Raw genomic sequence first — 22,897 nt, 5'->3', positions numbered from 1 at the left:
AGTGGTTTGAAGGTTCTTTTGCAGTTAGAAGATGGCAAAGGAGTTCATCATTTCACGAAAAGACTGCGCATATTTTTCCGTACCGTAACGTGAAACCATATAATTTCTTCCTTGCTGGCGGAGTGCATTTCGCATTGGCATATTGTTCATTAGCTCTAGCCCTTCATTGACGGCCGTTTGGATGTTGCCAAGAGGATAAAATTTACCTGAAATATTATGCACAATAAAAGATCTAACGCCGTCGGAATCCGTGCTAAGTACGGGACAAGTGCAGCAAATGGCTTCCGCAACGGCATATCCAAATCCCTCTGTAACCGAGGTGGATAACAGAAACCCACCAGAATTGGCTATCGAGGAATAATAAATCGGCATCACATGATTTGGAATATTGGTAAAGGTACTCAGACGGTCATTTAGACCTAAGGTTTGCAATTCTTCTTGGAAGAGCTGCTTTTGATCCTCTGTGGCTAGTTCAGGATCATGAAACATCCATAAATGAAGGTTTGGTTTGTGAAGGCGAATTTGATGGGCAATTCTCAAATATTCGCGCCAATTTTTGTTGCTTTCCAGACGCCCGACCCAAGCGATGACCGGATCAGCGGGAGGCTCAGCAGGGATGTGCTGGAAGGACTGAACATCAACAATGTTGGGAATGACATACCGATGTAGCCATGGACAGATTTCAATAAACAGCTCCAGCAAATGATCCGTTGGTGGGATTAAGACAGCATTACAGTAGGAGCGGAAATAAGGAATAGCGTCTTTAATTAGATCTTCCGCATGACTCCGTTTTCCAAGTCCTTGAGATTCGTATATCAAAATACCGCCATAACCGAGCTCACGCAGACGCTTAAGCAATAAATAATCGGATGTAACAATAATGGCATCATAGTTATGTGTCTCAAGTACTTCTTTAATCTCCTCATCTATAGAGGAAATGAAGACCGGAAAGTTAGCCTTATTCTGGCTTCCTGAACCAGGCATTAGATATAAAACATGACATTCGATCCCATTACGCTGGAGACTCTCGCACCGCAGTTTATTTAAAGTCTCCACCCCGCCACTCGGTATATAAAACGTGAATAAAACTTTCATGCACGTGCCTCCTGACTTTTGCGGAGCAATACCGACTCGTTGAAATACGGCTTACTGTTTATAAGATACGCCGATGTGCATTCGCAGGTGACGGTAAACAGACATAGTTCCAAATCCTTTCAGGATAGCTTGTTCTTCGGAAGGTCATGCTAACGACTGTTACGCTGCACACATACAACAATAGAGATGGAGGATGAATTCATGATGCGATCCAAGATCAGCATGTCAGTCTCAGCCGCATTACTTCTAGGCTTGGTGAGTATTACAGGGTGTGGGACGAACACGGCAGGAAAGACTAATGTGCAAACTAATAGTGTCCGGGGGGTAAATGACGGACGTATCGGTGTAAACTCCGTGCGCGGAGGAACAATGGGTACGCATAATATTACAAAAATGGAGGTCAGTCAGGAGCTTGCTGATCGTATTGCTGCTATGCCTGAAGTTCGCACTGCGAACGTAATGCTGGCAGGTAAAAATGCGTATGTCGCTGTAACGTTACATGATACAACTACTGGTCTTCGAGCCAAAGGTACTACATCTTATCGAGCCAAATCGTCTACAGTTCCTCACAATTATGGACCGACTGGAGTAATGTCGGGTACAGGAAGAGTGAAAATAGGACGCGATGGAATGAATGATACAGGGGCCGTAACGAATGGAACGAACGGAACCTTAAGAGGCACTGTGAATACAGTTCCTGGTACAACAAGCACTGGACCTGCAACACTTGGCATGGGTACTCACAGAAATGGAACAACCGGAATGGGAAGTTTGGGAACAGGTACTGGAACGACTGGGACAAGAACCCATACTTATAATAATGGACCTCTGCTGAATAGCAACGGTTCGAAACGTGATGTCAATATGGGGATGGGTATTGGTAACGGAATGGGCCTGGGAACCAGAAATGCAACCGGAACCGGGACAGGAATGACAGATGGTTTAGGGACTGGAATGGGTATTCGCAGTACCACTCCAAACTACACCAATAGTACGCATGGTACGAATTACAGAAGTAATTCGACTCACATGAACAGTACTCATTCGACTCACATGAACAATACAAATAACACTATGAATATGAAAGAAACAGATACAGTAACTAAAGAAATTAAAGCGAAAATCGCTGCTGAAGTTAAAAAACATGATGCAACGATTAAGGATGTATATGTATCAGCAAACCCAGACTTTGTTGAGCGTGTTAACGTTTATGCAGAAGAGGCCCGTGCGGGTCATCCAATCAAGGGTTTTGTGGATGAATTCCGAACGATGGTTGAACGAATTTTCCCAACACGTAATTATTAATCAATAGTTCGATTTTATAAACCAAAAAAAAGCAACAGTCCTCACCTTTGTGGCGAGAATTGTTGCTTTTTTATTATATAACCACCTTATTAAATGGTAATTGGGCGACCGCCAATCCATACGCCTTGCAAATTCAATTCAGCGTCAAGACGCAGGATATCACCACGTTTTCCGGCTTCCAAGGTACCGATGGAACGCTCCATTCCAATGGATATCGCCGGAGTAAGGCTTGCAGCACGTGAGGCTTCTTCTAAGGTGAGCCCTACTTCTTGTACGAGATAACGGAAGCCACGAATCATGGTAAGTGTACTACCCGCCAAAGCGGCAGGGTTATCTTTAAGTGTGGCGATGCCATCTTGAACCAGCACAGGTAAATCACCGATTGTATATTCGCCATCACTAAGACCAGTTGCAGACATGGCATCTGTAATTAATAACAAATTGTTATCTTTTTTTAGATTAGCCACTAGAGAAATCGCTGCAGGATGAACATGTATGCCATCGGCGATGATCTCCGCACGTATGCGTTTATCGAATAGTACAGCACCAGCAGTTCCAGGCTTGCGGTGATGTAGCGGTGTCATTGCATTAAACATATGCACGGCTTGATTTAACCCGGCATCTGCCGCGGCAATAACCTCTTCAAAGGAAGCATCGGTGTGACCGAGAGCAGCGGTAATACCATGCTTACGTAGCCAGAGGATAGCTTCTAGTGCACCTTCGCGTTCCGGAGCCAATGTGACTTGCCGGATCATGCCCGGATAAGCATTCTCCCATTGTTCCAGCCACTCAATATTGGCAAGAACAATATGCTCAGGATTCTGAGCGCCGGACCATTTCGGGCTGATGAACGGTCCTTCCAAATGCATGCCCGCGATTTGTGTGTATGGCATCTCAGTGGCGCGATATGCGTTTATTTCAGCAAATACTTGGTCAATGGCTGGCTTAGAGGCAGTCATAGTCGTAGCCAGCATGGTAGTTGTGCCTTGGGAGCTGTGAAATTTAGTGATGGTATTTAAAGATTCAGCATCACTATACATAAAGTCGTGGCCAGCTCCACCATGTACATGCACATCTACAAATCCAGGGATGAGCAGGTCTTCCGAAGCTTGACCATCAGCTGGCCAGTGCGCGTAAGCCTCTGGAAGCCATGCTGCCTCGCCGGCATAATGAATTTGCTCACCTGATACGGCAATCACGCCATGCTCAATTAATCCTTGGGGAGTCAGAACCTTACCAAACAGTAATTTTCCTGGTTCTTTATTTATTTCAGCCATTTTCCTGCTCCTTCATCTACAAGGACGATTACATTCGGATGGCTCTGCAGTAAAGATGCAGGGCATTGGGTAGTAATCGGACCTTCAACGGCATTCCGGATGGCTTCAGCTTTGCCAGCACCGCGTACTAACAATAGAATCTGGCGAGCTTTGAGAATGCCTCCGATGCCCATGGTTATTGCTTGCCGAGGTACATCGTCCAAAGAGTCGAAGAATCTGGCATTTGCTTCCCGTGTGTCTTCAAGCAAATCAACGACATGGGTTTTGCTGCTCAGATTGGTATCTGGTTCATTGAAACCGATATGACCGTTGCTTCCAATCCCGAGGATCTGCAAGTCAACCGGTCCGTTCTCTTCCAGCATTTTGTCGTATGCGAGGCACTCCGCTTCCATATCTGCTGCATTGCCGTTAGGGATATGTGTCTGTCCTGGATCAATATCAATATGATTGAATAATTGCTCGTTCATGAAACTGCGATAGCTCTGCGGGTGATCAACAGGCAATCCGATATACTCATCCAAATTGAAGGAAGTGGCTTTCGAGAAGCTTACAAGTCCTTTTTGGTGCATTTCAACCAATTTGGCATAAACACCAACTGGGGAACTTCCGGTCGCTAGACCGAGCACCGCTTTTGGATTGCTTTGAAGCAGGCTGGCGATAAGATTCGCACCCGTTTGTACAAAATCTTCATCACTATTGAACTTAAGAATATTCATTAAGATTGACCTCCTCGTTTGTTTCGGTAATGTTGGACATTCAAATAAGATTGCTCCAGTCTAGGAATAAAATCCCCAAAACGGGTGCTGACCATTCCAGTAAACAAAATATCAATGATGTGTAGCTGGGCAATACGTGAAGCCATATCTCCTCGGCGCATTCCTTTTTCCAGAGAAGAGGAGAAGAGTGGAATATCAGCCAGAGTTGCCAAGGTGCTGCTGCCGTAAGAGGTTAGAGCGATGGTGCTTGCTCCGCTGGCTTTGGCACAAGTTAAAGCATCAATGGTCTCTGGGGTTTCTCCGGAATACGATACTGCGAATACGACATCGCCTTCAGATAGCGAAGAGGCAGATGTAATCTGCATATGGGAATCAGCGAAAGCGGTGCAATTCACGCCAATGCGGATCAGCTTCTGATAGAAATCTTGTGCGACAATGGAGGAAGTCGCCATCCCGTAAAGATCCACTCGCCGTGCTTGGCACAATAAATTAACGGCTGCTTGTAATCGTTCCAGATCTAGGAGTGAAGTAGTATCCCGGATGGATGTCAGGTGGTTCGTTTGCATCGCTTCCACAATTACGGAAAGCGGGTTACCTGCAACGATATCCTGATAAGAAGAACCGCCATCCTGAGGCGCTGCATCGCTATGAGCAATTTCAGCCGCCAGCTTTACTTTGAAATCTGGGAAGCCTTTAAAATGTAGAACCTTACAAAAACGTGTGATAGTAGCAGGACTAATACCGCATTGCTCCGCGAGTTCTGTGATGCCCATATGAACGATTTCACCTGGTGATGACAGGATCCGTTCCGCCAGCTTGCGCTCCATTTGAGACAGCTTGGACTTTTCATGCTCAAGTGCATATAAAATTGGGGACATCAATCCACCTCGACTTCTAATGTAACTTTTTAAAATTATTTTTAAAATTACTTCTTCAAATAAGAAAATTATTTTCATACTCAGAATAAAACAAAATCTATTCGGATGCAAGGGGTAAAAATGAATACAAGAAGGATAATATGCGAGAATTATTAGTCTCTCTTCTATATTAAATAAAAACGGCCCACTCACAGAAGACTGCGAGGTGGACCGTTTTTGAACAATACCTGAAACGTGCTATACCGTAGAACGTTCAATAATGCGATACTCAAGCTTACGGTGTACAGGATGACTATCATTATTTTGGATCTGATCATAGATGATCCGAAAAGCTGTAACGCCCATTTCGGGTAACTGGTTATCTATGGTGGTTAGACCTAAAAGTCGTCCGATCGGCTGGTCGTCAAATCCGATGACGGCCAGATCCTCAGGAATACGGATACCGTTCTTCCACGCTTCGATGATTAGACCGGCTGCCACATGATCGCCTGAAATAATTAGGGCATTAGGCCGGTTCTTCATTTTCAGCAGTTGGTGCAGTACACGTCCACCGTCCTCTTCATTCATACAGTTATACATCATCCATTCTTCCTGAAAAGGCTGGCCTGTAGCGCCTAGAAAGTCACTAAAGGCAATTTGCCGGATAGAACTACTGCTGCCATGTTGTCTGCCTTCACAGTAACCTATCTGTTCATACCCCTTATCATGCAAGTACTGCAGGCCGGAGCGAAAAGCGGAATAATGTTCGATATACACAGAAGAGAAGCGGCGTTCACCTCTATCTTGGCAGATGACTATCGGGCCATATGCTGTATATTCATCAATGACTTCTGAGCTCATTCTCGTAGATACAATTACCACGCCGTCAATTTCTTTGTTGCGCAGCATCTCCAGTACCTTGAGTTCTTCTTCATGGCGGTAATCGGTCTGGCACAGAATCAAGCGGTATTGCGCTAGCAACGCTTCTTGGGCTAAGCCTTCAATAATTACAGAAAAATAAAAAATGTTGATATTAGGGATAATAACGGCAATGGCGTGGGTACGGCCGGTAATTAGATGCACGGCATTCATATTACGCGTGTAGTTTAACTTTTCAATCGTATTTAAAACAGCGGTTCGTTTGGTTTCACTTACATAAGGATGATTATTGAGTACTCGCGAGACCGTTGTCACGGAAACACCAGCCATACGGGCGATTTCTTTTATATTAGCCATTCGAGAACAACAGCCTCCCTTTGGTGTTTGTGTGTAGTGTCTAGTCTTTTTATTCTATCATATCGTCCGTAAATTACTTTGCAAATAAAAAGCTTGCTATGGAATCCATTTCATAAATTAGACTGTAGTTGCAAGGGATTACCGGACTAAACCGGCGTAACCTAACGGGCGTGACGGACCGGTACATCTAGTTTCATTTCTAATGTAAAGGTCCGAGGATCGGCTTCATTTAAAATCTACAAAAAACGGCTGTCATCGTTAAAAGATGACAACCGTTTTTTTCTTTGTAGCTATACAGTTTGTGACGCTTTTGGTGCTCTATTGCGTAGCATCTCCCACACAATAAACGCAAGGACAAGCATCTGAGGCACTAAAGTTTCCCAAGTTGGATACATCCCGAGCCAGCTAATAGAAGGTAATCCATCCTGTACATGTGCGGGTAGTTTCCCTGCGACTTGAAGGGAGTGAATGCTCTCTCCAAGAAAGCGAAATACTAAATAGTAAATAAGAAGTGTAGCTGTACGGAAGAAGGCAGCAATCGGCAATTTCGCACTTAAGGCAATAATTGCGTAACCTACAATTGCTAGAATGGCTAGAGCACTACCGATCCCTAGCAGCAATTGAGACACTTTAATGGAAGGGGCCATCCCTACATAAAAAATGGTGGTTTCTGCTCCTTCACGTAAAATCGCAAGCGCTGCTACGGAGGATAAAGACCAGAGATTGCCCTTGGCTAATGCTCCATCCACTTGCCGTCCAACATAGTTGTTCCAATTTGCGGTATTTGATTTACTATGCAGCCAGCGTCCAATGGTAAGCATCATAATGACGGCTACAAGACCTGTGATGCCTTCAATCATCTCGCGCGCTCCACCAGATGCCGCGCGGGAAATGGTATAGGTGAGTAGAACGGCTAATCCGATACTCGCTACAAGTCCTACAGCTGCGCCAGACCAAATCCATTTCTGTGCTTTTGTGTTCCCATCACGTTTCAGGTAGGCAAGAAGGGCAGACAATACGAGAATCGCCTCCAGTCCTTCACGCAGAAGAATTAGCGCAGCATCCCAAGCATTATAGGTTGTCTCTCCAGCCAAAGGAGTCAGCTCAGTGACCATATTATCCATGATCTTTAAGGCTTGATCTAGCTTAGGTGGATTAGAGAGCAGATAGCCAGTGACTGCTGCACTTTCGTTCTCAATATTGGTATATACCGCTGGAGATGCGATCTGTACTTGTCCTTCAGCAGAGGGCCAATCTACGATGAATTGCTCCATGATATTAGCTGCTTCTGCGCTGTTGCCTGCTTTGGCGGTGGAAGAAGCTTTGTTGAGATGGCTGATCAGTCCTTCAATAGATGCTGGTTTACCGGAAGTATCCCCAGCATCTATTGCTTTGCCTTCACTGTAATCAGCAAGCAGCTGATATAAGGCTTCTGCTTCTGATTTCGCCGACTCCTCGCGGAGCGGTTCTGCCTGCAGCGCGATGCGCAACAGGCTGATCTTCGTCTCCAGCAAGCTGTAGACGGCGGAATTGTCGGCCCGGATGTTGCGCTCTGCCGGCTTCCATCCGCTGACGATGTCGCGGTACGCTGCCGCTGCCGCGCTCCAGTCGGCGCTGCGCACCGCATCCCGCGTGCGCTCCGCCGCGGGCAACAGCTTCGCCGCCGTCTCCTGACCGGCGGCTCCTGTGTCACCGCCGTCCGTGCCGGAGGCGGCGGTGACATACGCGTCCACGCTTCTTGCGAGCGTGGACAGTGCCGTTTTGGCGGGCGCACCTTCGCCCGCCGCAAGGGCCGCCGCCGCGTCTGCAAGCGCGGCGTCAACGGCGGCAGCCGGACCGGCAAGTGCCGGGTCCGGCGTGTTCGCGTTCGCGGTGCGCCACAGCGCAGCGAACGCTTCTACATCGGCGGCGGCCGCGTCCCAGCGGCTCTGGCCGGCTTCGACGAGCGCGCTGCCGACAGGCGGCAGCAGCTCGTCGACCGAGCCATCACCCTTCGCCCCCGCCGGGTTAGATAGCATCAGTATACATATGATGCTAAACAGAATCATTACGGCTGCCTTCGATAGCAGCCGTTTATTAAGAGAGTACATCGGGATAATCCCCTTTCAATAATGGACAGGAACATTCGATTGGAAAATTAGAGCTGGCTTAGCCTAAAAGTGCTTCCCCGATGTAGCCGCCTTGGCGAATACCTGGGAAGCAGGCAAATACCGCACTGCCTGTATGCGTCATATATTCGTTTAGCCGATCACTTTTCGAGAGGCGCTGCTGGATCGCAACAAATTGCTTCATTAAATCCCGTTGAAAGCTGATGAATAATAATCCTGCATCGAGTTGACCTGTTGCGATATCTAATCCGCTGGAAATGGAGTAGGAGCGGCGCAGCATTTTGACGGTGCCGTCACCATGCGCTAAGGCAGAATGTGAATCCGGCGGAATGACGGGCTTCCCGGAAGCATCAGCCGCTTTCAGATTCAGATCATCGAATTCATCCTTTGCACCGATAGGTGCTCCGTTATGACGATAACGGCCGAAGGTGGCTTCTTGATCGCTCAGAGAGGAACGGTCCCAGACCTCAATTCGGAAACGTACACGGCGAACTGCCATATAAGTGCCGCCGCTCATCCATGAAGGACCGTCACTGCTGCTGTTCCAGACCACTTCGTTCATTTCTGCTTCGTTCGTAGTATTTGGATTTCCTGTGCCGTCTTTAAAACCTAGAAGATTACGCGGCGTCGCTCCCTTAGGATCTGCTGTTCCTGTGCGCTGGAAGCCCTCCTGTGTCCAGCGGAGTACGGCTGTACCACGGGCGATACGTGCCAGATTTCGGATGGCATGGAAGGCCACCTGCAGATCATCAGCACATGCTTGGACACAAATATCTCCACCACACCACTTAGGATCCAGTTTGTCTCCCGTAAATGCTGGAAGGTCGGCTAATAGGGTTGGACGCTTGGAAGATAAACCGAATCTGTTGTCAAAAAAAGAAGGGCCGACACCAAAGGTAAGCGTACAGCGTGAAGGGTTTAAACCATCCACTTCACCTGTATCGGAAGGTGGGAGATTAGGGTTGTCATTGACGTTGCCAATGAGGCTGCCAGTAGTAAGAGAAGCTGCGGCAGTTGTCCATGCTTGCATTAGCTTTTTTACATCGGATAGCTTCGTTGTGGTCAGATCAAAGGCTGCGAAGTAAATAAAATTTTGCGCAGGGGTTAGAATGCCGGCCTGATGACTCCCGTAAAAAGGAATGGAATCAGCATCGGAGGCTGCTGTTGGCTCAGCTACGGCATTACGCGCAGCCATAATTCCACCAACACCTCCACCACCTAATAATAGACCAAGGCTAGTGGCGCCAGTAAGCCGCAGCATATCGCGGCGGCTTAGTTTTTTATCTAATATAAGATTGCTCTTGGTTTCTCCATTGAGAGGGGCACCCTCTGCATTCACTGGTACACCGGTAGATCTATTTTGCTTATTCATGATGATCACACTCCTAGAATAGTTCCCATGTTGGACAATGGCTCAGCCAAGGCATCCAAATTCTGACTCAACTTACGCACATCTTCTTCCTTCAGCTCTTCATAGGAAACATATCCATCTCCCGATTTGAAAGGAGCAAGCTCAGCTTGCAAGGCTGCAAACCGTTCACCAATCGTTTTTTCCAGCTCAGCATCTTTTTTCGCCAGTTCTGGCTTTAACAGCTCGTATATCTTTTGGGCACCTTCAACATTAGCGACGAAATCGTACAGATCTGTGTGGGAGTAACGTTCTTCCTCACCTGTTACTTTAGAAGAAGAAACCTCATTAAGCAGTTCTACAGCACCAGTAACGAGCAGATTGGCATCGATCTCTACGGTCTCTACTTTCGCACGTAGAAGCTGGGCATCTTTCAATAATTGGTCAGCAACTTCGGTCATATCTTTGGTAGTGTTATCCTGCCAAAGTGCCTTTTCAAGCTTATGGAAGCCGCGCCATTCAGCAGCATCTACGTCATTCTCACGGGCATCAATATTCGGATCCAAATCACCAAGCGCTTCTGCAATCGGCTCAATTCGCTCGTAATACATGCGGGCTGGTGCATAAAGTGCCTTTGCATCCTCAATCTTTGCTTCTTTAACTGCATTCGTGAAATTTTCCGTTTGCTTTACAAATTCATCACATTGCTCGATGACATATGTACGATATTGTTCAACCGCTGATGTAAAGTCGGCAGTAGTTGCTGTAGTAGTATCAGATGTATTTGTTGCCTTGGTACTGTTAGCAGCATTTGCAGAGTTATTATTGCTAGTATTGCTATTACTGTTATTGTTATTGTTGTTACTGGCACACCCGGTAAATAGTATGGAGGCTGCAAGTAGACCTGCAGGCACGGCATATGTGAATTTCATTGAATGAAGCACCCCTTTTTTTATATGTGAATGATAATCGTTATCATTTATGCTGGACTTATCATAAGTCCGTATACATTTACTGTCAATATAAAATTGTGATGTATTTCATAGTTATATTTTGCAAGATAAAAAAACTCCCGGGACTGGGAGTTGAGTTTGTAGAAATATATCTAATTTTGGGGTCCGAAACTCTACTTAAAATGCGAAAAATTTACTGATAACGTCATCTGGGACCGTAACCCTCTTAAGGAGATGATGAATACACTGTTGAAGCGGGCAGTCAACGACCAACAACACAAAACAGCGATTCTCCAATAATGGATGAATCGCTGCTATGTGCTGCATACAGTTTTTATAATTAACCGAGCTGTCTCATTTATAGGAAAAAGCTACTTATTCGACAGCCTCATTCTGTGTCGTCTTTATTTTATTGTTCATTATGGGATTCATGTTCCGTAGTGGGATGATTTTTGAATACTTCTGCGGCTTCCTCAGCAGAAAATTCCGGTTCGAATTTACCAACTAGTGGCAATTTGTTTAATTTCGTAGTTTGTACCTCTGCCTTAGTAGGTTGATTATTTTTCGAGTTGCTCATACTTACACCTCCTTTTAATAAGAAACAACAAGTTGTAGTTTGCCCTGTAAGGAGATGATTCTATCCAAGAGATTTCAAGTTTTGCGGGTGAATGTCCTCACTAAAGCGGTGTAATAAGCTTCGGATGGTTAAGCCCATTTTGTAGTTATGACAGCACCATTAACTTCATCAATACATAATATGTTTTGACTGTATCCCTTTACCTTGTTATACCAAACAAACCCAGGGCAAGGAGGGGTGACACCATTGAAGGGTGTGCTACCAATCTTTAAAAACGTTGATATATAAGGGTTTTATTAGACTGTAATTTGCTTTTTTTACGAATTGGTGCTAATTTGGTGTTAATGAGTTTCTAAATGATCGGAGGCTACCTAATGGGAGCGTATAAAGACAAGAACGTTAAAAAGAATCCTTGGTACTACTCATTTTATACAGGAACAATCACTAATGGTGTGAGGGATCGCGAGAAAACACGGGGGTTTAGGACGAAGAAGGAAGCAGAATCCGCAGAAGCAGAACATAAAACTCAGCTGAAGAATGGCAATTATTTTGAACCCCAAAAAGCTACCTTTGGAGACTTCATTACTGAATGGTGCAAGACAAAAAGAAACATTTCACCTGAGACAAGGGAGATGTATCAGAACAATATACGACTCTACATTAAACCGGCTATAGGTGACATTCCTTTATCTAAGTTAAATTCACAACATATTGATAACTTTATAACATTCATGATTGAAAAAAAGGAGCTTGGTGAAGAAACCGTTAAACGGGCATTCTCCAATGTAAACACTTGTCTAAACGATGCTGTGAAGAAGAAAATCATTAAACATAATCCATGTAAAGTTGTCGACAAGCCAAAGGTAAGTAAAAAAATTAGACCAATTTGGACTCCTGAATTTGCATTTGAATTTATAGAGAAAACTAAAGGGCAAAGTCGTTATTGGATTGCCACATACATGGCTATGATGACGGGAATGCGACCAGGTGAAATTTTCGGATTACGTTGGTCTGATATAGATTTTAATAATAAAACACTAACTATAAAACAAACGGTAACCAAAAAGCGCCGTATTAAAGAAGGTGCAAAAACTACTTCAAGCGTTAGGAATGTTGCTCTTTCCTCAGGCACTATAGAAGTGTTGAAAGAGCAAAGGGCGTTTATTCTTCAAGAGAGGTTATTGTTAGGTTCGGAATATCAAAATAATGATCTGGTAGTGTGTACTTCTTTTGGTGGTCCAGTAACCAGTAGGAGCATTCAACGCATGTGGGATCGGCAATTAAAGAAATACCAAGCACCACATATTACCTTTTATGATCTAAGACACACGCACGTTGCCTTCCTGATTCAACGTAACACTCACACAAAGGTTATTTCAGAAAGATTAGGTCATACATCCGTTGCTTTCACACTGGACACATATGGGCATTTGATGCCAAACATGCAGTCAGATGCAGCTGAAAGTTTAGATCAACTCCAAAGAGATGTTTTAACCACCATAAAGTAACAGCAGAGAGTAAAGAATAATAGAAGGAAAAACAAAGGATTAGGAATGAGCATTAGGTTTTAGACGTGTTATATTAGTAGCATAGGAAATCAAGAAAGAGCAGCACCCGACACAAATCAGTACCTGTTTGACGGCGGTAGGTGGCCATAGCGTAAAGCCTACAGAGAGTCGCATGGGTATCATTTGCGGGACAGCTGTTCTTTTTGCTTCCTATATTATATGTAGTATCATTGATTTAAAAATGATATGGGAGGTTGGAGAGATGGACCTCGAAATAATAAATAAGGCACAGGAACTCTTTGGCGATAGTTACAGCATTGTTGAGGAACGAGCCAATGAGTATGCAAATGCTACCGAGAACAGAATGGTAGATGTGCTCAATGTATTGATAAACATCGCACAACGCAGAGGACCAGAGCTAGTGATAGGCGAAAGCAATGTGCGAGCTTTGATAAATGAAGAGGCGTTACATCAGCTTATTAAATGAATGAATCTAAGATGTCACCATCAGGTGGCTTTTTTATTGTTATAAAAGGAAATCAGGCCACTCACCGGGCTTCGGAAGTACGTAGACAACTGTGCAAATATATTGTCATTTGTCTTTGTTTCATGTAAGCTCTGTGCATTCGAAAGGGGTGACGTTAATGAGGAAATATCATGTGTCATTTATAGTAAAAGGTGAAGCTATAGAGAAAGAGAAAGACGTGTTCATTGATACCAGTTACGGAATCAGTAGCGATCGAATGATACAAATTGAGCTTATGGAACAATTAAATCTAGGTGCAGGAGAATTTGAAATAGTAAGAGCAATAAGAGCTTAGTACTCTAATCGGTGCTTTTTTAAGTTGAATTACAAATAAAGGAATCAGTCGCCTAATGTCGAAGTTTGATGCTAGGAGGTGATGATTATGAGCAAAGTACACACAAAGGTAGTGTTTACGAGTAATGCGCACGAAGTAGAGAGTAAAATTAATGCGGAACTATCCAGTATCCCTGGTGAACACCTGATCGATATAAAATATGCGATTAGTGAATCTGCAGGCAGTAGATTGTTCTCTGCGATAATTATCTACACTAAATAATTTTGTAGAGTCTTTGGAAGTTCATAGAATTACATAAGGCCATCCATAAGCTGGGCGGCTTTTTCTATGTCCAGATAGGAAAGGATACAAGTTTGCACATAATCTAAACCCAAAAAGCTGCAGAGTTGACGGTGAAGTAAGGTATATGGGTATGAGTCACATAAATAGGTCTCTTTTGCATATAGAAGGATTTATCTTCCAAACGTCGAATTATGGCGGTAGGAGGTGCTTTATGGCACAGTTAAACAATGACGAACTTTTAAAATGGAAAAAAGAAATTGAGGCTGAATTAGCGGACTCGACTGAGATTGATGCCCTGCAAGAAGAAATCAATAAACTGTTCACCCGTCTCCAGGTCGTTAGCAGAGTGGAAATGAGACTGATCGGAACACCTGAACATTCTGATTTCATGGAATCATTTGTACAACCGATACAACGAGCATTCAATGAAAAGAATGCAGAACTTTCAAGAATTCAAAAAGAGCAATGGCAGCGCCAAATAATGCTGGAAAATATTAATGAGGAAATCAGCATAATGCTACAAAGATAAGGCATCCTAACAGGTGCTTTTCTTTTAGTTGAGTTACAAATAAAGGAATCAGTCACCTAGTGTCGAAATTTGATGCTGGGAGGTGAGTGTTTTGGCAGCAGAGAAAACATATCGTGGTTGGAATATCCAATATAAACGCGTTCGAGGAACATGGGAAGCAACTGCAACAAATGGAGCTTTCTGTGAAAATGCTTATGGCGATGACGAGGAAGACGTGTACATTAAGGTGACCTCAAAAGTTGATGTTCAAGAAGACTTCTCTAAAGGAAATATATAAGCACCCTAGTCGGTGCTTTTTCTATGCCTGCACCTATAAATACATATACACAATATACATACATCATGAATGCTCTTGGGGGAGAGTTGTCCACCACTAAGCATATACATCCTTGGTGGAGAGTTCTCCACCACCGTGGGGTATGATTCTCCACCATTAGTGGGGGAGAGTTCTCCCCCTAAGATAACTAAAAGAAACATTAAAGAAAGTAATATATAAAGATATATAAGAGACACATATTCTTATGGATATACAACCTCATAAAAACATGTATAAAGGCTGCTCATAAAAGAGTGGCCTTTTTGTATTTCAAAGAAAGGGTGAGATCAATGAGTGCTGAGAGAAATAATAAGGCAATGCCAGCCATTTGTAACGAAGGTTGTAATAAACAGTTCGAGGTGAAAGGCTTCCAGACAGCAAGACTACCAGGAGCCATAGAGAAGACGTACTTCATCTGCCCACATTGCAAGCATGAGTACGTTGCTTACTATACTGACTTGGAAGTAAGAGAGCTACAGGCAAAGATCAGACGGGTACAGACTAAGCTTCAGAACCCAAGAGTTGATCAAGCTACAACACTAAAGCAGGTCAAAGATATTCAAGCCCAGATCAAGGCAGGAATGGACAAGGTGAGAGCAAAGGTTGAGGGAGGGTGATAATGTGCCCCGCAAACTTAAGCGACCCTGCTCCTATCCACGCTGCCCTGAACTGATAGAGTCTGGCACTTACTGCACCAAGCATACGAAGCTCAGAGAGCAGCAGAGAGGCACATCATACCAGCGTGGTTATGATCATAAGTGGAGACTCGCTCGCATTAGATATCTTCGACATAACCCAACGTGTGTTCACTGCGAAGAGCAGGGTGAGGATACAGCAGCTACAGTAGTCGATCACATCATTCCGCATAAGGGAGATATGAGGCTGTTCTGGGATATAAAGAACTGGCAGCCACTGTGTGCATCATGCCATGGTACCAAAACAGCGAAGGAGGATGGAGGGTTTGGTAACTGAAATTAATAGATGGATACAGGAACAAATGATAGTGATAGTGGAAACGCCGCCATAGACATACCTGAACGCCTCACAGACAACTTATATATGAAAGTTGATACTAGTAGAGGTTTGGTAGTTAATGCGCTATAAACGTCCTTTAAATCGATTAGGAGAGGCGTTATGGAAATAGAATGAATTGAATCATCTGAAAATAGGCGGTATTAATATGACGCTAACTAAAAGTAGGTAGGGGGGTCAAAATCCTTTGGACATTTTGAATTGGAGACCGTGCGCCAGTCTTGTGTTTGAAATTTAGGTTTTTTGAATCTGGGCCTTTGGCTTAGGCCCTTGGAGTAAATGGAAGGTGGTGATAGAGATGGCGGGGAGAAATAGTATGCCAGCTGCTGCGCACATTGCCAGCGGGAATAAGTCGATGCTCTCTAAGGCGGAACTCGAAGCACGCCAAGCGGCGGAAGATGCGATTAAACCCGCCAGTGATAACATCGTGCGTCCGACTTGGTTGGACCCGATTGGACGAAAAATGTGGGAAGACATAAATAAAGAGTTAACAGTGACTGGGCTAATTACAAACGTCGATGTTTATGCACTGGCTATCGCCTGTGATGCTTATAGTAAATATGTCAAAGCCTCAAAGAGTATCAAAAAAGATGGTCTTGTATTGGAGTATAAAAACTCTATCGGAGCAGTTAATAAGGTTGCTAATCCTAACGTGGCTATTGCCCAAAAGTATGCTAATCAGTTTAAATCTTTTTGTTCCGAGTTCGGCTTATCACCTGCAGCCCGCGCACGATTATCCAAACCGAAAGACGATATAGAGGATGACGAGGATGACGATCTCGATTAATACGATCCACCCGACAACCCTTTATGCGCTGGATGTGGTAAGCGAAAAAATCATTGCAGGTAAGTATGTAAAACTGGCTTCTAAACGACATATGAATGACCTTAATCGTGTTGGTTCAGCTGATTTTCCATACGTATTTGATGAGAACAAAGCGAACAAAGTATTCAATTTTGCGGAGAAATATTGTAAGCACATTGAGGATGGTCACACGGTTAAGAAAGGCGATCCTATAACATTAGATCCATTCCTGCAATTTATTATCGGCAGTGTGTTCGGTTGGGTGCATAAAGATACCGGCTATAGGCGATTCCGCAAAGCTTATGAACAAGTTGGTCGTAAAAAACTCAAAGTCCACTACATTATCGGTTGTGGGCTTATATATGTTGGCTGCTGACGGAGAAGGCGGCCCTCAGGTGTACACTGCGGGAACTATGCGAGACCAGGCGAAGATTGTTTATGATGCTTCTGTAGCTATGGTTGATCAAAGCAAGACGCTTAAGGGTAAACTCAAAGTTCGCAGGAACACTATGTTTCATAAAACAAATGGTGGAAAAATGCTTCCACTCTCCCGAGAAACCAAGAAAATGGATGGATTCAACCCGAGCTGTGGGATTGTCGATGAGTATCACGCTCATCCTACCAGCGACATGTATGATGTCCTGATGTCCGGTATGGCGATGCGGAATCAACCGCTGATGTTTATCATCTCTACAGCTGGGTTTAACTTAGCTGGTCCCTGCTATGCCGAGTATTTGTACTGTAAAAAGATACTGGATGGGGAGTTTGAGAACGATGAGTATTTCGTTTATATCGCTGAGATGGACAAGGGCGATGACATCAACGATGAATCAAACTGGATAAAGGTTAACCCCTTGCTCGCCCAAACAGAGGCGGGCATTAAATTTTTAAGGGGAGAGTTGAAGATTGCTCAGGAGGTGCCGGAGAAGCGTCGGGGAGTTTTTACGAAGAACTTTAATATCTGGTATGACCAAAAGGATAACGGATTTATTTCAATGGAGCGCTGGGGAGAATGTGGCGTTTCAGAAAAGAACCCTATGCCGGATACTCGCGGAATGGAGGTCTTTGTAGGCGTCGATTTATCCAAGAAGATCGACTTAACCAGCCTCGCATTTGAAATCAAGCTGCCTGATGGTCGTTATGTGCTTTATTCTCACTCGTTCTTACCGCAGGAAACACTGGATGCAAAACGTCAGACAGATAAAGTTCCATATGACTTATGGGTGGATCAAGGGTGGATTACTGTTACCACTGGCGGAGTGACAGATTACAAGTTCGTTCAGGCTTATATCCTTAAACGAGCTGCCGATATGGGGTGGATCATCAAAGAGGTATGTTTCGACCCATATAACTCTACTCAATTTGCAGTGGATCTAGGCGAAGAGGGCTATACCTGTATTGAGATCAGGCAAGGGGTTCAAACGTTGTCCGGGCCTACAAAGGACTTCCGGGATAACGTAGTCGCCCGTAAAATCATTCATGAAAATGATCCGGTATTGCGGTGGGCTTTATCAAATGCTGTAATCCGGCAGGATCATAATGAAAACATAATGCTCGATAAAGATAAATCTACTGAACGCATCGATCCGGCTGCTGCGGCCATTGACGCCCATGTTCGGGCAATGATAAATGAGGTTGATAAGAAATCAGTTTACGAGAAAAGGGGGCCACGCTCACTGTGAAAAAACCAAAAATTCGAGAGGATACTGTCCAGGAGGCTTGCTTGATCACGGGATTTTTGTCATGCTGTGCTGGCATATGGATGGTCTTTCCACCAGCTGCACTCATCATAGGCGGATCGCTTCTGATATGGGCTGGATACCCTTCGAAAAAGCAAGGGAGGGGTAGCTGATGGGGTTTCTTACAAATATACTCGCTGAAAAAGGGTACTCTATTGAGGACTTTACAAACGACATTCGCAAGAGGCTTTATGGCGGACAATCAACTTCAGGAGAGAGTGTTTCTGAAGCACAGGCGATGAAGTTTATTACGGTATTCAGCTGTGTGAGAGTTCTCGCTGAAGGTGTTGGGACACTGCCGTTATTCGTCTATAAGAAGCGTCTTGAAGGCGGAAAGGACAAAGCAGACGATCATCCGGTGTTTGGATTGCTCCATGATCGCCCAAATAGCGAAATGACCTCACAAAGCTGGCGAGAAGCGCAGGTAGGGCAGCTAGCTACAGCTGGGAATTGTTATTCAGCTCTGTCAGTAAATCGGCGCGGTCAGATAGCAGACATCTATCCGATTCCATGGAATGAGTGCTACCCACAGCGCAATCTTATCACCAAAGAAATTGAGTATCAGGTTGCAGGCGATGGTATTTATCCAACAGAGCGCATCTTTCACGTACCGGGATTCGGTTTCGATGGAATAGTGGGATATTCACCAATCCGCATGGCTGCAGAAGCAATCGGCATGGGTATGGCGGCATCAGAGTTCAATTCCCACTTTTATAAAAACGGAATGAATGTCGGTGGAGTTCTGGAGCATCCGCAGGCATTGAGTGAGTTGGCTTATGGCCGACTGCAGGAGTGGATTACTGAGAAAGGCGTTGGACTAGGTAACTCATGGAAGCCTCTAATTTTGGAGGAAGGAATGAAGTTCTCGCGTATACCGATGCCGTTTGTAGATGCTCAGTTCATAGAGACTCGTAAACTTAACCGTGATGAGATATGCGGTTTATTCCGAGTTCCGCCGCACATGATCGCCAACCTGGAGCGCTCCACGAACAACAACATAGAGCATCAGGGTATCGAATTCGTTATGCACACACTCATGCCGTACCTGACACGGATTGAGCAGACAGCCAACTGGAAACTATTCACACCTTCGGAACGGGCGGCAGGATATTACGTGAAATTCAACGTGGACGGGCTCCTGAGAGGCGATTACAAGAGCCGTCAAGAAGGTCTGGCAATCCAGCGGCAAAACGGAATCATTAATGGAGACGCTTGGAATGAAATTGAAGACCGTAACCCGGCACCGGACGGTAGTGGGCAACCTTATCTAGTTAACGGCAATATGATTACAGTTTCTAGGGCGGCAAATGCTCAATCATCACCGGAAGGGGGTGATACAACAAAATGACGATAACCAAATATATAAGAGCTGAGACCAAAACGACCGCCAAGGAGCGGAATAAGTTTTGGTCTTTTCGTGCTGCTGGACAGGGAAAAGGGGAGCTACAGCTTTACGGGATAATCGAGTCGGAAACCTGGTGGGGTGACGAGATTACGCCACAAACTTTTAAGAGCGAGATGGATTCCCTTGGCGATATTTCAGAGCTGAACGTTTATATCAACAGCGATGGAGGCGATGTATTCGCGGGCCAAGCCATTCATAGCATGCTGAAGCGACACAAGGCCCATGTGAATGTGTATATCGACGGCATTGCCGCCAGTATCGCCTCAGTGATCGCTATGGCCGGGGACACAGTGTATATGCCTCGAAACTCCATGATGATGATTCATAGCCCATGGACCATCGCAATGGGGAATGCAACAGATTTCCGGAAGATGGCCGATGATTTGGATGCTGCTAGAGAAAGTATGATAGCTGCTTATCAAGACAAATCGGGTGTAGAACGGGACGAGTTGGTCGCGCTTCTTGAAGCTGAGACGTGGCTTTCCGCCGAGCGTGCTATCGAACTTGGTTTTGCTGATGAGATTGAGCAGACAAAGCAAATTGCCGCAGCTGTCCGCAACGGGGCTTTAACTATCAACGGACAGATAATGGATCTGAAGCAGTACAAGAACGCCCCTAAGCTGGTCGCCGTTACCGCACCGGAGCCAAGCATCACACTAGAAGTTGTTGAGGAGACGGAAGAATCAGAAACAGTACCACCAGCAAATGGAAAAGGCGAGAAAACGCCTCGGACACCGCTGGCTTTATATGAACGAATGACTAAATCACATGAAAATAGGAGGCTTTAACTCTATGAAAAATAAGAACAATAAATTATCGATGAACTTGCAACTTTTTGCTGAAGCAGGAGCGCCAACATTACAGGAAATGCTGCAAGAACGTGCAGGATTAATCACGCAACAACGTGCATTGCTTGATAAAGCCAAAACAGAGAAACGCGACTTTACCGAGACAGAAGAAGCTGAATTTAATGGCTTTGAGGCAAAAATTGTTGCTCTGGATAATCAAGTTGTGCGTGAGGAAGCGGTGGCTGCCCGTGAGAGTCAACTCGATGAGGCAGTCGCGCCATATCGTCCATCAGCGGCTGCATTGGGTGGTAACCCAGTTCAGAAAGAAAAGAAGGATGATGGTGGATTCACCAATTTCGGAGAGTTCGTAAGCTCAATTCGTTTCGGCGACCAGAAAAACCGTCACCTAGCTCTTGCAACAAATGAGGGACAAGGCGGTGGTCGTGCAGTTCCTGAAGCTTTTGCATCACAACTCCTTGGATTTAGAAACGAATGGACTCTTGGTGGAGCGGGTGGTGCGAACCAGTTCCTCCCTACCCAATTTATGCCGGATAACATCCTACAACTGAATCCACAGGCCGCAATTGTTCGCCCTCGTGCCACGGTTATTCCTGCAGGCGATCCGCCTGATTCCAAGATCACTATTCCGGCGCTGGATCAAGGATCGAACGGTGTTTATGCCGGAGTTGAAGTTGACTGGATTGAGGAAGGTAGCGCAAAGCCCGAAACTGACGCGAAGATGAAAGAAATCTCCCTTGAACCGCATGAGGTTGCAGCTACTACCGTTGTGACTGATAAGTTGTTGCGTAACTGGAAAGCTGCTGACACCTTTATTCGGAATCTGCTTTCCCGGGCTATGTTGGCTGCTGAGGATGTGGCCTTCCTAACTGGTAACGGTACAGGTAAGCCATTGGGTGTACTGAACGCTACTGGAGCCTTGACAGTAAAACGCAAGACAGCTAATGAAATTACCTATTTTGATGTAGTTAGCATGCTCGCCAGTTTGTTACCTGAATCTGTAGGTAGTGCGGTGTTTGTGGCCCATCAATCCACTCTGGTCCAACTCATGACTATGACTGACCCTTCCGGTCGCTACATCTTCATTCAAGGAGATGCAACAAAAGGTATTCCATCAACATTGGCGGGCATTCCTATCCGATTCACTGGACGCACCAAGCCACTCGGTACTAAAGGCGATCTGCAATTGGTTGATTTCTACTACTACCTAATCAAAGATGGGTCTGGTCCATTTATCGACGCTTCTGAGCATGTCCTTTTCCGTTCAAACAAAACGGTAATCAAAGCATTCTGGAACGTTGACGGTAAGCCTTGGGTAATTTCTCCGTTGACTCTGGAAGATGGAGTTACTAAGGTCAGTCCTTATGTCTTACTGGATGTCCCTACAGCCTAATATGAGCCCTTCGGGGCTCATTCCATATTGAAGGGAGATGAAAACTAGTGGCAAATAAAACATTTCAGGTAATAGCGAACTTTATGGATATCGAGACTGGCGAGGAAGTTCAAATCGGGTCTCTCATAGAGGCTGCTGAGGATAGGGAAGCGGCACTCCGAACTGCAAAAGTAATCGGCAAGGAGGCAACAAAAGCGCAGATTGATGCCGCCAAGAAGGCGAGGGATGCAGATGCTAAGGCAGATAACGGAGCCGATGGAGGAACCGGTGACGCTGGCTGAGACAAAGAGGCATCTAAGGCTTGAAGTAGATGAGACCGACGAGGATAGCGACATTTTGGACCTGATTGCAGATGCTCGGGAATACGCAGAAGGAAGACAGAGGAAAAAGCTGGCCGTCAGAAGCTTTGCACTTACGGCTGCAGCAGAAAGATCGTTTATTCTTCCTCCGCCTTGCAAAAAGATTATTTCAGTTGTTGTAACCGATAAGGACGGTCAAGCAAAAGCGATTGATGAAGGTAATTATCACCTTTACTCTGATGATTTTAAAGCCGTTTTAGTGTTGGGCAATTCCTATAAGTATCCTTCTCTAAATTCTGATAACAGATATCCTGTGCAGATAGAATTTAGCTCTGGGATGCTGCCTCTTGAAGTGCCAAGGAAGACAAAACGTGCAATTAAATTATTAATCGGGCATTGGTACGAAACCCGGGAAGCAACGACTGAGAAGAAGCGGGAGAAGCCGCCTTTTGCAGTGGATGCTCTACTGGAAATGGATAGGACGTGGTGA

Annotated in this window: 26 protein-coding genes; 17 read left to right on the top strand and 9 right to left on the bottom strand. The window is 45.0% G+C overall.

What is annotated here, in order from left to right; translation table 11 throughout:
• Positions 1-24 precede the first annotated feature (24 nt).
• A complete protein-coding gene (locus ACQKMP_RS21735; RefSeq protein WP_042191464.1) occupies positions 25-1,095 on the bottom strand; it encodes a glycosyltransferase family 4 protein in 1,071 nt (356 codons plus the stop codon).
• Between the two features lie 201 nt (positions 1,096-1,296).
• On the opposite strand from ACQKMP_RS21735, the gene ACQKMP_RS21730 reads away from it, so the two are divergent.
• Complete coding sequence (locus tag ACQKMP_RS21730; protein WP_052404405.1) at positions 1,297-2,400, top strand: YhcN/YlaJ family sporulation lipoprotein; 1,104 nt, start codon at positions 1,297-1,299, stop codon at positions 2,398-2,400.
• Positions 2,401-2,489: 89 nt separating this feature from the next.
• Here the strand turns inward: ACQKMP_RS21730 and nagA are convergent, their stop codons facing one another.
• The 8 genes from nagA to ACQKMP_RS21690 form a co-directional block, all read right to left on the bottom strand.
• On the bottom strand, positions 2,490-3,677 hold the full coding sequence (nagA, locus tag ACQKMP_RS21725) for an N-acetylglucosamine-6-phosphate deacetylase (RefSeq protein ID WP_042191463.1): 1,188 nt from the start codon (positions 3,675-3,677) through the stop codon (positions 2,490-2,492).
• Positions 3,665-4,393 carry a glucosamine-6-phosphate deaminase gene (gene nagB / locus ACQKMP_RS21720; RefSeq protein ID WP_042191461.1) on the bottom strand — a complete coding sequence of 243 codons (729 nt, stop codon included), beginning with the start codon at positions 4,391-4,393 and terminating at the stop codon, positions 3,665-3,667. Before nagB ends, nagA begins: the two co-directional genes overlap by 13 nt.
• The gene (locus ACQKMP_RS21715; protein ID WP_042191459.1) at positions 4,393-5,271 is read right to left on the bottom strand and encodes a MurR/RpiR family transcriptional regulator; all 879 of its coding nucleotides are present in this window, start codon (positions 5,269-5,271) and stop codon (positions 4,393-4,395) included. Before ACQKMP_RS21715 ends, nagB begins: the two co-directional genes overlap by 1 nt.
• A gap of 237 nt (positions 5,272-5,508) precedes the next feature.
• Positions 5,509-6,486, bottom strand: a complete 978-nt coding sequence (locus tag ACQKMP_RS21710) for a LacI family DNA-binding transcriptional regulator (protein ID WP_427471005.1) — start codon at positions 6,484-6,486, stop codon at positions 5,509-5,511.
• A 290-nt stretch (positions 6,487-6,776) separates the two neighbouring features.
• Positions 6,777-8,576, bottom strand: coding sequence for an FTR1 family iron permease (locus ACQKMP_RS21705; protein ID WP_427471003.1), 1,800 nt, complete (start codon positions 8,574-8,576; stop codon positions 6,777-6,779).
• A gap of 58 nt (positions 8,577-8,634) precedes the next feature.
• Positions 8,635-9,966 carry an iron uptake transporter deferrochelatase/peroxidase subunit gene (gene efeB / locus ACQKMP_RS21700; protein WP_081951199.1) on the bottom strand — a complete coding sequence of 444 codons (1,332 nt, stop codon included), beginning with the start codon at positions 9,964-9,966 and terminating at the stop codon, positions 8,635-8,637.
• A gap of 5 nt (positions 9,967-9,971) precedes the next feature.
• Positions 9,972-10,874: an iron uptake system protein EfeO gene (gene efeO, locus ACQKMP_RS21695; protein WP_042191452.1), complete on the bottom strand. Its 903-nt coding sequence runs from the start codon at positions 10,872-10,874 to the stop codon at positions 9,972-9,974.
• Positions 10,875-11,304: 430 nt separating this feature from the next.
• Complete coding sequence (locus ACQKMP_RS21690; RefSeq protein WP_179085837.1) at positions 11,305-11,472, bottom strand: hypothetical protein; 168 nt, start codon at positions 11,470-11,472, stop codon at positions 11,305-11,307.
• 374 nt (positions 11,473-11,846) lie between these two features.
• Here ACQKMP_RS21690 and ACQKMP_RS21685 point away from each other — a divergent pair, with 374 nt between their 5' ends.
• The 16 genes from ACQKMP_RS21685 (at position 11,847) to ACQKMP_RS21610 (ending at position 22,897) form a co-directional block, all read left to right on the top strand.
• Positions 11,847-12,980: a tyrosine-type recombinase/integrase gene (locus tag ACQKMP_RS21685; protein WP_427471000.1), complete on the top strand. Its 1,134-nt coding sequence runs from the start codon at positions 11,847-11,849 to the stop codon at positions 12,978-12,980.
• 262 nt (positions 12,981-13,242) lie between these two features.
• Positions 13,243-13,467, top strand: a complete 225-nt coding sequence (locus ACQKMP_RS21680; protein ID WP_427470998.1) for a hypothetical protein — start codon at positions 13,243-13,245, stop codon at positions 13,465-13,467.
• 157 nt (positions 13,468-13,624) lie between these two features.
• A complete protein-coding gene (locus ACQKMP_RS21675; RefSeq protein WP_427470997.1) occupies positions 13,625-13,801 on the top strand; it encodes a hypothetical protein in 177 nt (58 codons plus the stop codon).
• An 87-nt stretch (positions 13,802-13,888) separates the two neighbouring features.
• Positions 13,889-14,062 carry a sporulation protein Cse60 gene (locus ACQKMP_RS21670; protein WP_341127839.1) on the top strand — a complete coding sequence of 58 codons (174 nt, stop codon included), beginning with the start codon at positions 13,889-13,891 and terminating at the stop codon, positions 14,060-14,062.
• A gap of 232 nt (positions 14,063-14,294) precedes the next feature.
• Positions 14,295-14,612 carry a hypothetical protein gene (locus tag ACQKMP_RS21665; protein ID WP_427470995.1) on the top strand — a complete coding sequence of 106 codons (318 nt, stop codon included), beginning with the start codon at positions 14,295-14,297 and terminating at the stop codon, positions 14,610-14,612.
• Between the two features lie 91 nt (positions 14,613-14,703).
• Positions 14,704-14,889 carry a hypothetical protein gene (locus ACQKMP_RS21660; RefSeq protein WP_427470993.1) on the top strand — a complete coding sequence of 62 codons (186 nt, stop codon included), beginning with the start codon at positions 14,704-14,706 and terminating at the stop codon, positions 14,887-14,889.
• 329 nt (positions 14,890-15,218) lie between these two features.
• Positions 15,219-15,545 carry a hypothetical protein gene (locus ACQKMP_RS21655; RefSeq protein WP_427470991.1) on the top strand — a complete coding sequence of 109 codons (327 nt, stop codon included), beginning with the start codon at positions 15,219-15,221 and terminating at the stop codon, positions 15,543-15,545.
• Positions 15,546-15,549: 4 nt separating this feature from the next.
• Positions 15,550-15,900, top strand: coding sequence for an HNH endonuclease (locus ACQKMP_RS21650; protein ID WP_427470989.1), 351 nt, complete (start codon positions 15,550-15,552; stop codon positions 15,898-15,900).
• A gap of 358 nt (positions 15,901-16,258) precedes the next feature.
• Positions 16,259-16,747 (top strand): phage terminase small subunit P27 family, encoded by a 489-nt coding sequence (locus ACQKMP_RS21645; protein WP_427470987.1) that lies wholly within the window; start codon positions 16,259-16,261, stop codon positions 16,745-16,747.
• Complete coding sequence (locus ACQKMP_RS21640; RefSeq protein WP_427470985.1) at positions 16,731-17,141, top strand: terminase large subunit domain-containing protein; 411 nt, start codon at positions 16,731-16,733, stop codon at positions 17,139-17,141. Before ACQKMP_RS21645 ends, ACQKMP_RS21640 begins: the two co-directional genes overlap by 17 nt.
• Positions 17,068-18,447, top strand: a complete 1,380-nt coding sequence (locus ACQKMP_RS21635; RefSeq protein ID WP_427470983.1) for a terminase large subunit — start codon at positions 17,068-17,070, stop codon at positions 18,445-18,447. The genes ACQKMP_RS21640 and ACQKMP_RS21635 overlap by 74 nt, the downstream gene beginning before the upstream one ends.
• A gap of 169 nt (positions 18,448-18,616) precedes the next feature.
• Positions 18,617-19,852 (top strand): phage portal protein, encoded by a 1,236-nt coding sequence (locus ACQKMP_RS21630; protein WP_427470981.1) that lies wholly within the window; start codon positions 18,617-18,619, stop codon positions 19,850-19,852.
• Positions 19,849-20,697, top strand: a complete 849-nt coding sequence (locus ACQKMP_RS21625; protein WP_427470979.1) for a head maturation protease, ClpP-related — start codon at positions 19,849-19,851, stop codon at positions 20,695-20,697. Before ACQKMP_RS21630 ends, ACQKMP_RS21625 begins: the two co-directional genes overlap by 4 nt.
• Before the next feature lie 4 nt (positions 20,698-20,701).
• On the top strand, positions 20,702-22,108 hold the full coding sequence (locus ACQKMP_RS21620; RefSeq protein ID WP_427470977.1) for a phage major capsid protein: 1,407 nt from the start codon (positions 20,702-20,704) through the stop codon (positions 22,106-22,108).
• A gap of 47 nt (positions 22,109-22,155) precedes the next feature.
• Positions 22,156-22,389 (top strand): hypothetical protein, encoded by a 234-nt coding sequence (locus tag ACQKMP_RS21615; RefSeq protein ID WP_427470976.1) that lies wholly within the window; start codon positions 22,156-22,158, stop codon positions 22,387-22,389.
• Positions 22,376-22,897 carry a head-tail connector protein gene (locus tag ACQKMP_RS21610; protein ID WP_427470975.1) on the top strand — a complete coding sequence of 174 codons (522 nt, stop codon included), beginning with the start codon at positions 22,376-22,378 and terminating at the stop codon, positions 22,895-22,897. Before ACQKMP_RS21615 ends, ACQKMP_RS21610 begins: the two co-directional genes overlap by 14 nt.

The organism is Paenibacillus sp. NPDC101420, assembly GCF_050277435.1.
Classification (GTDB): domain Bacteria; phylum Bacillota; class Bacilli; order Paenibacillales; family Paenibacillaceae; genus Paenibacillus_AQ.
Note: the sequence above shows the minus strand (reverse complement) of the source record. Positions and strands in the feature narration are given on the sequence as shown.

What these genes read in the sequence shown, in the direction of transcription:
- ACQKMP_RS21735 (WP_042191464.1), bottom strand. Translation starts at nt 1,095, where the DNA reads ATGAAAGTTTTATTCACGTTTTATATACCGAGTGGCGGGGTGGAGACT.
- ACQKMP_RS21730 (WP_052404405.1), top strand. Translation starts at nt 1,297, where the DNA reads ATGATGCGATCCAAGATCAGCATGTCAGTCTCAGCCGCATTACTTCTA.
- nagA (WP_042191463.1), bottom strand. Translation starts at nt 3,677, where the DNA reads ATGGCTGAAATAAATAAAGAACCAGGAAAATTACTGTTTGGTAAGGTT.
- nagB (WP_042191461.1), bottom strand. Translation starts at nt 4,393, where the DNA reads ATGAATATTCTTAAGTTCAATAGTGATGAAGATTTTGTACAAACGGGT.
- ACQKMP_RS21715 (WP_042191459.1), bottom strand. Translation starts at nt 5,271, where the DNA reads ATGTCCCCAATTTTATATGCACTTGAGCATGAAAAGTCCAAGCTGTCT.
- ACQKMP_RS21710 (WP_427471005.1), bottom strand. Translation starts at nt 6,486, where the DNA reads ATGGCTAATATAAAAGAAATCGCCCGTATGGCTGGTGTTTCCGTGACA.
- ACQKMP_RS21705 (WP_427471003.1), bottom strand. Translation starts at nt 8,576, where the DNA reads ATGTACTCTCTTAATAAACGGCTGCTATCGAAGGCAGCCGTAATGATT.
- efeB (WP_081951199.1), bottom strand. Translation starts at nt 9,966, where the DNA reads ATGAATAAGCAAAATAGATCTACCGGTGTACCAGTGAATGCAGAGGGT.
- efeO (WP_042191452.1), bottom strand. Translation starts at nt 10,874, where the DNA reads ATGAAATTCACATATGCCGTGCCTGCAGGTCTACTTGCAGCCTCCATA.
- ACQKMP_RS21690 (WP_179085837.1), bottom strand. Translation starts at nt 11,472, where the DNA reads ATGAGCAACTCGAAAAATAATCAACCTACTAAGGCAGAGGTACAAACT.
- ACQKMP_RS21685 (WP_427471000.1), top strand. Translation starts at nt 11,847, where the DNA reads ATGGGAGCGTATAAAGACAAGAACGTTAAAAAGAATCCTTGGTACTAC.
- ACQKMP_RS21680 (WP_427470998.1), top strand. Translation starts at nt 13,243, where the DNA reads ATGGACCTCGAAATAATAAATAAGGCACAGGAACTCTTTGGCGATAGT.
- ACQKMP_RS21675 (WP_427470997.1), top strand. Translation starts at nt 13,625, where the DNA reads ATGAGGAAATATCATGTGTCATTTATAGTAAAAGGTGAAGCTATAGAG.
- ACQKMP_RS21670 (WP_341127839.1), top strand. Translation starts at nt 13,889, where the DNA reads ATGAGCAAAGTACACACAAAGGTAGTGTTTACGAGTAATGCGCACGAA.
- ACQKMP_RS21665 (WP_427470995.1), top strand. Translation starts at nt 14,295, where the DNA reads ATGGCACAGTTAAACAATGACGAACTTTTAAAATGGAAAAAAGAAATT.
- ACQKMP_RS21655 (WP_427470991.1), top strand. Translation starts at nt 15,219, where the DNA reads ATGAGTGCTGAGAGAAATAATAAGGCAATGCCAGCCATTTGTAACGAA.
- ACQKMP_RS21645 (WP_427470987.1), top strand. Translation starts at nt 16,259, where the DNA reads ATGGCGGGGAGAAATAGTATGCCAGCTGCTGCGCACATTGCCAGCGGG.
- ACQKMP_RS21640 (WP_427470985.1), top strand. Translation starts at nt 16,731, where the DNA reads ATGACGATCTCGATTAATACGATCCACCCGACAACCCTTTATGCGCTG.
- ACQKMP_RS21635 (WP_427470983.1), top strand. Translation starts at nt 17,068, where the DNA reads ATGAACAAGTTGGTCGTAAAAAACTCAAAGTCCACTACATTATCGGTT.
- ACQKMP_RS21630 (WP_427470981.1), top strand. Translation starts at nt 18,617, where the DNA reads ATGGGGTTTCTTACAAATATACTCGCTGAAAAAGGGTACTCTATTGAG.
- ACQKMP_RS21625 (WP_427470979.1), top strand. Translation starts at nt 19,849, where the DNA reads ATGACGATAACCAAATATATAAGAGCTGAGACCAAAACGACCGCCAAG.
- ACQKMP_RS21620 (WP_427470977.1), top strand. Translation starts at nt 20,702, where the DNA reads ATGAAAAATAAGAACAATAAATTATCGATGAACTTGCAACTTTTTGCT.